Origin of the sequence: Hyphomicrobium sp. (assembly GCF_009026145.1) — a bacterium.
Taxonomy (GTDB): Bacteria; Pseudomonadota; Alphaproteobacteria; order Rhizobiales; family Hyphomicrobiaceae; genus Hyphomicrobium_A.
This window is the reverse complement of the sequence record NZ_WBUE01000053.1, coordinates 1-7,672: the sequence shown is the minus strand read 5'-3', so window position 1 is coordinate 7,672 and position 7,672 is coordinate 1. Positions and strand designations below refer to the sequence as shown.

The window sequence follows — 7,672 nt, the reverse complement described above, 5'->3', positions numbered from 1 at the left end:
CGCGGGGCGAGGGGCGGGGATTAGTTTTGGCGCTTCCATCTGTCATCCCGGACACGCGCGAGCGTGATCCGGGATCCAGCGTATATGCGGCGAAGCCTCCACCTGTCATCCTCGGGCTCATGCTGGAAGCATGCCTTTGGCATGACCCGAGGATCCACCGACACAACCAGCTCCAACGCAAGAGAGAGGAGGAGCCATCGCCGCACAACAGCGTCCGCCGGAGCAAGCTGAAAGCTGGGTCCTCGGCATAATGCCGAGGATGACAGTTGAGTGTGGGGCGCGCGCCGTCGGCGGGCGCGGGGGTTAGAATAGCGCCATGCGCGAGCGCCTCATCACTCTCGGCTTGATCCTCGCCGCCCTGATCGTGGCCGGCCTCGGCGGCAAGGCGGTCTACGACTACCGGCGCTTTCGCACCCTCAACGACGAGGGTAGGATCGCCGCGGCGATCGTGCGCGAGCTGAAGCCGTCGCCGGCGCGCAACTGGCACGGCCGCGAGGGGCGCTGGGTTCTCTCCTACAGCTTCGCGACGCCCGATTATGCGATCGTCGAGGCAACCGTCGGCGTGCCGAAAGAGCGGGCAGGGAAGTTTCGCGTCGGCCAGCGCATCGATGTCGTCTACGCCCCGGGCGAGCCTTCGCTGACGGCGCTCGACCCCGAGCAGGCATGGGCGGTGGTGCTGCACGACGAGCGGGTTCTGATCCCGTACCTGGCTATTTTGATGGTGCTCGCCTGGAATGCACTGGAGCGCTATCGGCGGCGTGGGTAGCGCGACGGCACGTGAGCGCGACCGTTGCAGGGGCGTACGCGATGCCAGACGCCTCGCCCTCGACGCCTCAGCGGGGCGGGTAAGGGTAGGGGAGGCGTGAGGGGTGGGGATTAGTCGTGACCTTGAGCGGATGACCAATCGCTTTTCGGAAGGATCATCGTTTCTAGCGTCGAAAAGCTCATCTGCACCGACATTCGCTACACGTTCAACACTTCATCCTAAAGCACGGCGGCGCTGAAGGATGTTAGGGCGAGGCCAATTTCGCACGAAGACGCGCGAGGATTGCTGCAACATTGGTAGAGTGGGACGCATACTCCGGGGAGACCTGCTCTTGGCTCGCGCTTGCCAAAAATAGCAGCGCGTCGCCAGCTTCTCTTGCAAGCCTCACGACTTCGTCGTCCATGCCCAGTCGATTGACGGATGCCCATCGCTGGATAGCATCTTCCGAGAGAGCAAACAGCTCCTCAGACGGCCAAGCGACTTCGTTGATTTGTTTGAGGATGGCCCGCTGCGCGTTCATCCTGTCTGCAAAGTCATCGTTCATCGTAAGTTCCTTTTAGTAGGCCTAGCATCCATTCCTCGATTCTTGGAAGCACCTGCAGAGCTTGCGCAATGTCGGCCTTACGAAGCGCCGCTCCGTGACCGCGCGTACATAGCAATCGCGCTCGCTCAAGAATCCGATATGTCTGGACGTCGACAGGGGGCCCGTTAGCCATCAAGGTGAGTGCCACGCCTCTAGAGAAATCGGGGCGCCCGTGTCCCAACATGTAGCAGCTTGAGAAATTCCGTAGACCGAGGAACGCGGCCGAAAGATCGAAAACGATGCTGTTATGATTGCAGCGGGCTGAAGCTAGCGCTTGCCTGAAGATGGCAAGGAAGCGCTCGCAGTCTTCGCGGGCCTTAGTGTATATCGCGGGAGGGCCAAGAGCCCTGATGAAGTCCTTGTCGTCGCCGCTGTAGATCAGCCTCGACTCGAGGTGCAGGTGCCACGCGAACGGGTTTCCCTCCTGCCAAATGTGCTCAATTTTGGCATGCGAGTAGATCGAGAACATGGACCGGGAAAGGTCATTCCTCCCACCCGCGGTGATGGCGAGCAGATCGATGTCAGACCCGGGTGAGATTTCGCCGCGGCAGACAGAGCCGAACGCGTAGATATGCAGCAAGTTTGTCACCGACGGTTGAAGCGCTTGATCAGGATTGCCATAAAGAAACCGAATGCAATGAGCCGAAGAATGGTGACGAGCGTAAGCCAAGCTGGGGAGATATAGTCGGGCGAGGTGACGCCGAAAAAAATCTGCGGGGCACGCCAGAGCGCCCCCATAGCCTCAGCCGAAGTGAATGGTGCGGGATTGGTGATAAGATCAACGGCGGCAATAGCTGCGATTAGAACAACCACGGCCCTCAGGAGAGAAGTGATGCTCTCACCGTTGCCCCAAACATAGTCCAACAATTTAAACTTCGCCCAGGAGAGGAACTGTACTGTTCGGCTTACCAAACCGGGATATTTCTTGCGATAGTAGTGGTCGTTTGAACTCCAAGCCTTGCGGAGATGTACTTCGGTCGCATCTAGCTCGACTCGTATCGCGTGATTTGCTGCCGCCGGATCTCCAATTTGCTGGTAGTTTGTGCGCAGGCTGCGGGCAAACCGCATCTTTTGATTTTCGTAGGCTGGACAGTTGTCGGTCAACACAGCATCGTCGATGATCGTTCGCTCAAAGGTTGCGTAATCAAATATGCAGCCAGTGAACTTCGCGCCGTGTAGGTTTGTTGAACAAAACCTCGCGCCCGTAAAATTGCAGCAGTCAAATTGGCAGTCGCGAAGGTAGCAAGCGTCAAAGGTCGTGTTGGCAAAGCTAACCTTTGTAAAGCGCCTGCCGATGGCGACAAGGCGCACCAATTGAAGGTTTGACCAATCGCTGTCTACGATATTGCTCCGAACGGCCTTGTCCTTATACTCTAGGCGCTGGCTATCGGTCAGATACTCAGAAAGGTCAGTCTTGCGTTTACTCATAGAGCCCCCCCTTTGGAATCTGACGAAGGCTTTACGTATACGCTTCAGGACGCCCGATTGGCGAGCCGTATCGCTTATGGGCGATCACGGGTGGGGGACACGCGCAAATGTCCAAATCCAAAGACGCGGCTGCAGATAAAGGCGCGGCGGAAAAGAAGAACGCCGTCTGGCCGTTCGTCATGCTCTACGCCTGGATGTGGGCCGGCATGATCGGCACGACGCTCAACCGCGACCCGATCGAGCTCGAATATTCGGTCGGCATCGTGCTCGGCCTGCTCATCCTCGTCGGCCTCGTCGCTTACCTGGCGCACGCAAGGCTGCGCGGACATTCCATCTTTCCCACCCTCTTCGGCAGCTTCGCCGCCAATCTCGCGCTGCACGTCTTCATCCTCACCGGGGTCATCTTCCTCGGCTACCTGTTCTTCATCGCCCTCGTGCAGATCATGATCCTCTCGTTCCATGCGCCGATCTTCGAAGCTTCCTGCGCGCTGCCGAGCCATCGCGACGTGGCGCTCTACGTCTGGGAGGCGATGGCGCGCGGCGCCTTCAAGTTCCTCGCCGGCCAGCTCGGCATCGCCCACGATGGCTGCCTGCCGGACGCGAGCGGCTGGACCGCGTGGTGGACCTCGCTGTTCATGACCGCCTTCACCTCGCTGGTGCTGGTCTGGTTCGCGATCAGCTTTGCCAAGGCGTACTATCAGCGCCTCACGCGCGGGTGACCCTGTTGTGCTATGCTCATCGGCGGCTTCATGAGCGTGGGAGAGGCAGATGAAAGTCGATCAAGCGGTGCTCGCATTCGCCGGCATCATGGTGCTCGCGTCCGTGGCCCTGGCTTACCTCGTGTCGCCGTGGTGGCTGCTGCTGACGGTGTTCGTCGGCGCCAACATGCTGCAGTCGGCCTTTACCGGGTTCTGCCCCGCGGCCATGGCCTTCAAGCGCCTGGGGTGGCCGACGGGCCAGGCCTTCGACTGAGCGTCGGCCAGGAACGCGCCTCGTGGCCGCGGCGTTTACCATGCAAAGCTTCGCCGCGCGCGGGCGCCCGCCCGCCGCTGCGACATCTCTTGCGAAGGAGTGTTGCGATGCAATGGAAATGCATCCTCGCCGGCGTTGCGGTGGCCATGGCGTTGGCGCCCGCACCGGGATGGGCCGATGCCGTCGGCCTGGTAGAGAACGCGCGCGCCAAGGAGCGCCAGGGCCGCTGGCTGAACCACGAGGACAGAGAGCAGCTGCGCAAGTGGGGCGGCAACGACAACCGCCGCTACTACAGCTACGGCCCGTACGACGACCACGGGTATCACGGCGACCACTACGACCACGGGCCGGTCTATTACTACCGCACGTATCCCTACTGACGACAGGCAGGCGATGTCACCCTCGGGCGCCGCGGCCTAGGTCTCCGGCCGCAGCTTGCCGCCGCGGCCGCCGGTGCGCGAGCAGGTACGGCGTCGGCCGACCCGTGGTCGGTCGGCCGCGGCCGGCGCGCTTGATGTCCATGTCGTCCTTCCCAGCCCTCGCCTCTTACGCGGCGCATTGCTCGATGCGCGCATTTTGTGAGAGGCTGGACCACCGGGAACGCTCGCATTGCCGAGCTCTACAACGCGTACGAGGCTTCCCATGCTTGTCCATCGCAAGTGCGCCATTGCCTTAGCGACCCTTTCTGCATTCATCGTTTGCGTTGCGCCCGCCAGCGCCGGCAAGTTCGACGGCAGCTGGAGCATGACCGCGGTGACGACCCGCGGCCATTGCGGCGTCATCCCCATCGGCATGGGCGTGAAGGGCGGCCGCATTTATTCCACCGGCGGCTCGTTCGCGTTCTACGCCATCAGCCTCGGGGGGCGCGTGTCGGGCTCGGGGGGCGCCTCCCTGAAGGCCGTCGCCGGCCCGCGCATCGCGCACGGGACGGGGCGCTTCACGCCGACATCGGCGCGCGGCACGTGGAAGGGGCGCGGGCCTTCGGGGCTGTGCTCGGGCTATTGGACCGCCACGCGCTGACGGCGCGCCGCGTGCCCGCTACTTGATCGGCTCGCACGTATAGTGGGCGCCCTTGAAGGCGCTGAGGCGCGGCGCCTTGTTGTAGAAGGCGCTTGCCTCGGTTGCTCGTGCGCGCACTTCCATGAAAGATGTGGCCGTCGAAAGATTGCAAGGAGCTCTCCCGATGGTCAATCCGCTGCCCCGCGCCTGCATGAGCATCAACGACTTGAACGTCGGCGACACGTTCCGCCACACATATTCCGTCAGCGACAGCGACGTGCAGAAGTTCGGCGAGCTATCCGGCGACTTCAATCCCGCGCACTTCAACGAGGAGTACGCGAACGGCACCGTCTTCAAGACGCGCATCGCGCACGGGATGATCTCGGTCGCCAAGTTCTCCGGCATCTTCGGCATGGACATGCCCGGCCTGGGCGCCATCTGGGGCGGCCAGAAGCTGACGTTCCTCGCCCCGGTGCTGCTGGGCGAGCCTTACACGGCCGTCGCGCAGGTGAAGGAGAAGGGCGAGAAGAATGTCGTCTTCGCCTGCTGGGTGGAGGACAAGGAGGGCAAGCACGTGCTCGAGGGCGAGGGCGTGCTCTATCCCATCCCACAGAAGGTGAAGGACAAGATGATCGCCGACGGGTCGCTCGACGCGCTGGTGGCTTGAGTGACTCGCTGAAGGCGATGGAAAGCGTCGGCTAGTTCGAGGCGATCGGCAGCACCCCGAAATTGCGGTTGAACGCATCCGCGGCCGGGGGTGTATCGGATCTCGATGCAACGCGCCTGAACCGAGACTTTGTCCGTCCGACCCCGCGCAGAGCCGGCGCCTCGGCCTCTGCCAGCAGGCTTTCCGTCTCGGCAACGTCGAGCTGGGCGGCCAGCACACCTGAGGGGGCCGGCTGATGCGATGGCGCCAGCTTGGCAACGGGCATGGGCGGGATGGCCTGCGCCACCTCGATGCGCCGCTGCTCGATGCGCGAGCGCGGGGGCGGGCTCTTGTCGAGCACGTGCGGCAGGCTGAGCGCGATCACTTGCGCCGTCACGTGCAACGAGAGCTGCAAAGCGACGAAGCTGAGGCCGGCCATCGCAAAGATATAGGCGATGACCGCCGCGCGCAGGCTGCGGGGTGCTCTTGGCATGCGTAAGGAAGCCTCCGGGGGAAGGAGGGGTTCCATACAACTTATCGGATGGGTTGGCGACCTTGCAGTCCCCCGTTTGGGGGAGAGGTCGCGGCGAAGCCGCGCGGAAGGAATTGTGGCGGAGCCGCGGTAGAGGTCGTGGCGAAGCGCGCGGGAGAAATAGTCGAAGCGCCGCGTGGGCGCATGCATACCCGACACTGCAGCCCGCCCTCGATGCAGGACGTCTCGAGACCGACCCTCAGCGGGGCGAGATGGGGCGAGTATGGGCGCGTGGTGAGGGGCGGGGATTAGTTCGGCGCGGGCGCCGCTCGCCGAGCCGGTGACGTTCGTCGGGGCTTAGGTGGCCTCGGGCAGTGACGGCAACGTTGAGCCGCAGCCCTCCCTCGAACCGCGAGTGGTGAGACTTTCAGGTTGTTTCTAGGACAACGACTAAGGAAAGAAGTACATAAGCGCACCACTTCCATCACCTTGAGGACCGTCCGGTAGGCTTGATAAACGGGGGCATCATGGAAAATGAGAAGCAGACAAAGCTGACTGCTTGGCAGCGTCTGGGATACTGGTGGATCGGGGGTAACATTGTGGATGTAAGCCAAGACGCCTACTCAATTTCTATTCGGAGCTACAATGGCGTTTGGCCTACGTTGAAGCGGCGCGTGTCAGCGGCGTTACGTCATCCATTCTATTCAGCGGTGCTGTCTGGATTGGCCGTCGCTGGCCTAGTCGGCTTATTCAGTTTGCTCATTGGTTGAATGTTCCCCGCGTCAGCTTAGAACGGTATCTCGTCCTCGCTGAGTTTCCTACGCGTCTCGTAGGCCACGTTTAAGTGGTGAATGTTCTCATCGATCCAGGCCCACCCAGCGTCCGTTATTCCGTAAACTTCGTATGTCGAGCCGTCGTCATCAGTCGCATTGAAGCTTTCGATGAGCCTCCGATTTTTGAGTTGGCGAACGGCGACGTTGGACGCAAGGTTAGTGTAGCCTAGCTTCTCCATAGCCTTCCTAAGTCTGTAAGCAGAGAGAGTATCGTTGAGGCCCGCAAGCTCAACTCCGAGCACCGCAATGCAAGAGATTTCAAACTCACGCAGCCCAGTCAGACCCGCCTCGTCTTTGCTGACCTGCGGAATTATCGCGGTCGCCTCTTGCTTCTGGAGCAGTGCGTTCAAACGTGCGGTGATCTTATCGGCTAAGGCCGCGAAATCCTGCGGCGCGTCGGTGCTATAGCGGATGATGTTCCGGTGCTGTACATCGAAAGGATATTTCGTTGTCCGTTCCTCGGAGCATATGAGGCAGATGTCCTTGCCGACGGCGATAGCGTAACCCAGCTCGAACCAGACGTTGGGATTGTCGGAGGTTATGTCTGCAAGGCAGAGCGCAGCTTGCCTGATACCAACTTCGATTTGGTCTATAGGTATCGAGGCGCCCGGGTCGCGATCCACACGATAGGGGTCTAGACCCGCTCCAGTTACGGCGGGTTTTAATACGGCATCGAAACGCTTATCGAACTTACCGCCATCGAACGGCTGGATCATAAAACAAGTGGGCATGGCTTAGCCTTTGCAGAACCCGATCAATGTCACCTAGCGAATATATACAACAACACCCCGTGCCGTCGTCATCCCTCTATGCCGGAGAGCGTCCGACCATCCTGAACCACGACCTTGAGCTGCTGCCGGTTCCACGGACACATGGTTTAGGTGTCATGATGGAACTGGAGGTGGCGAATGGGACGACGGAGTTTCAGCCGGGAGTTCAAGCTCGAGGCGGTGAGGTTGGTGCGAGAGCGTGG

At 61.2% G+C, this 7,672-nt stretch carries 11 protein-coding genes; 6 read left to right on the top strand and 5 right to left on the bottom strand.

All coding sequences use genetic code 11. The annotated features are described in order from the left end of the window. The first annotated feature begins 316 nt into the window (after positions 1 to 316). Positions 317 to 766, top strand: a complete 450-nt coding sequence (locus F9K20_RS21035; protein WP_291006709.1) for a DUF3592 domain-containing protein — start codon at positions 317 to 319, stop codon at positions 764 to 766. 244 nt (positions 767 to 1,010) lie between these two features. Here the strand turns inward: F9K20_RS21035 and F9K20_RS21030 are convergent, their stop codons facing one another. The 3 genes from F9K20_RS21030 to F9K20_RS21020 are packed head-to-tail and all read right to left on the bottom strand — an operon-like array spanning position 1,011 to position 2,777. Beyond that, a complete protein-coding gene (locus F9K20_RS21030) occupies positions 1,011 to 1,310 on the bottom strand; it encodes a hypothetical protein (RefSeq protein WP_291006707.1) in 300 nt (99 codons plus the stop codon). Beyond that, positions 1,300 to 1,929, bottom strand: coding sequence for a nucleotidyltransferase domain-containing protein (locus F9K20_RS21025; protein ID WP_291006705.1), 630 nt, complete (start codon positions 1,927 to 1,929; stop codon positions 1,300 to 1,302). Before F9K20_RS21025 ends, F9K20_RS21030 begins: the two co-directional genes overlap by 11 nt. Before the next feature lie 5 nt (positions 1,930 to 1,934). Beyond that, complete coding sequence (locus tag F9K20_RS21020; protein ID WP_291006703.1) at positions 1,935 to 2,777, bottom strand: pentapeptide repeat-containing protein; 843 nt, start codon at positions 2,775 to 2,777, stop codon at positions 1,935 to 1,937. A 107-nt stretch (positions 2,778 to 2,884) separates the two neighbouring features. On the opposite strand from F9K20_RS21020, the gene F9K20_RS21015 reads away from it, so the two are divergent. From F9K20_RS21015 to F9K20_RS20995, 5 genes are all read left to right on the top strand, one after another. Further along, on the top strand, positions 2,885 to 3,496 hold the full coding sequence (locus F9K20_RS21015; protein ID WP_291006701.1) for a hypothetical protein: 612 nt from the start codon (positions 2,885 to 2,887) through the stop codon (positions 3,494 to 3,496). 49 nt (positions 3,497 to 3,545) lie between these two features. Beyond that, on the top strand, positions 3,546 to 3,749 hold the full coding sequence (locus tag F9K20_RS21010; protein WP_291006699.1) for a DUF2892 domain-containing protein: 204 nt from the start codon (positions 3,546 to 3,548) through the stop codon (positions 3,747 to 3,749). 107 nt (positions 3,750 to 3,856) lie between these two features. Next, positions 3,857 to 4,129, top strand: a complete 273-nt coding sequence (locus F9K20_RS21005; RefSeq protein ID WP_291006696.1) for a hypothetical protein — start codon at positions 3,857 to 3,859, stop codon at positions 4,127 to 4,129. Between the two features lie 262 nt (positions 4,130 to 4,391). Beyond that, a complete protein-coding gene (locus F9K20_RS21000) occupies positions 4,392 to 4,769 on the top strand; it encodes a hypothetical protein (RefSeq protein WP_291006693.1) in 378 nt (125 codons plus the stop codon). Positions 4,770 to 4,932: 163 nt separating this feature from the next. Continuing rightward, positions 4,933 to 5,415, top strand: coding sequence for a MaoC family dehydratase (locus F9K20_RS20995; protein ID WP_291006691.1), 483 nt, complete (start codon positions 4,933 to 4,935; stop codon positions 5,413 to 5,415). A 31-nt stretch (positions 5,416 to 5,446) separates the two neighbouring features. Here the strand turns inward: F9K20_RS20995 and F9K20_RS20990 are convergent, their stop codons facing one another. Both F9K20_RS20990 and F9K20_RS20985 read right to left on the bottom strand, forming a co-directional pair. After that, entirely contained in the window at positions 5,447 to 5,887 is a 441-nt protein-coding gene (locus tag F9K20_RS20990; RefSeq protein WP_291006688.1) for a hypothetical protein, read from the bottom strand. 766 nt (positions 5,888 to 6,653) lie between these two features. Continuing rightward, positions 6,654 to 7,415: a hypothetical protein gene (locus F9K20_RS20985; RefSeq protein WP_291006686.1), complete on the bottom strand. Its 762-nt coding sequence runs from the start codon at positions 7,413 to 7,415 to the stop codon at positions 6,654 to 6,656. Positions 7,416 to 7,672: the final 257 nt, after the last annotated feature.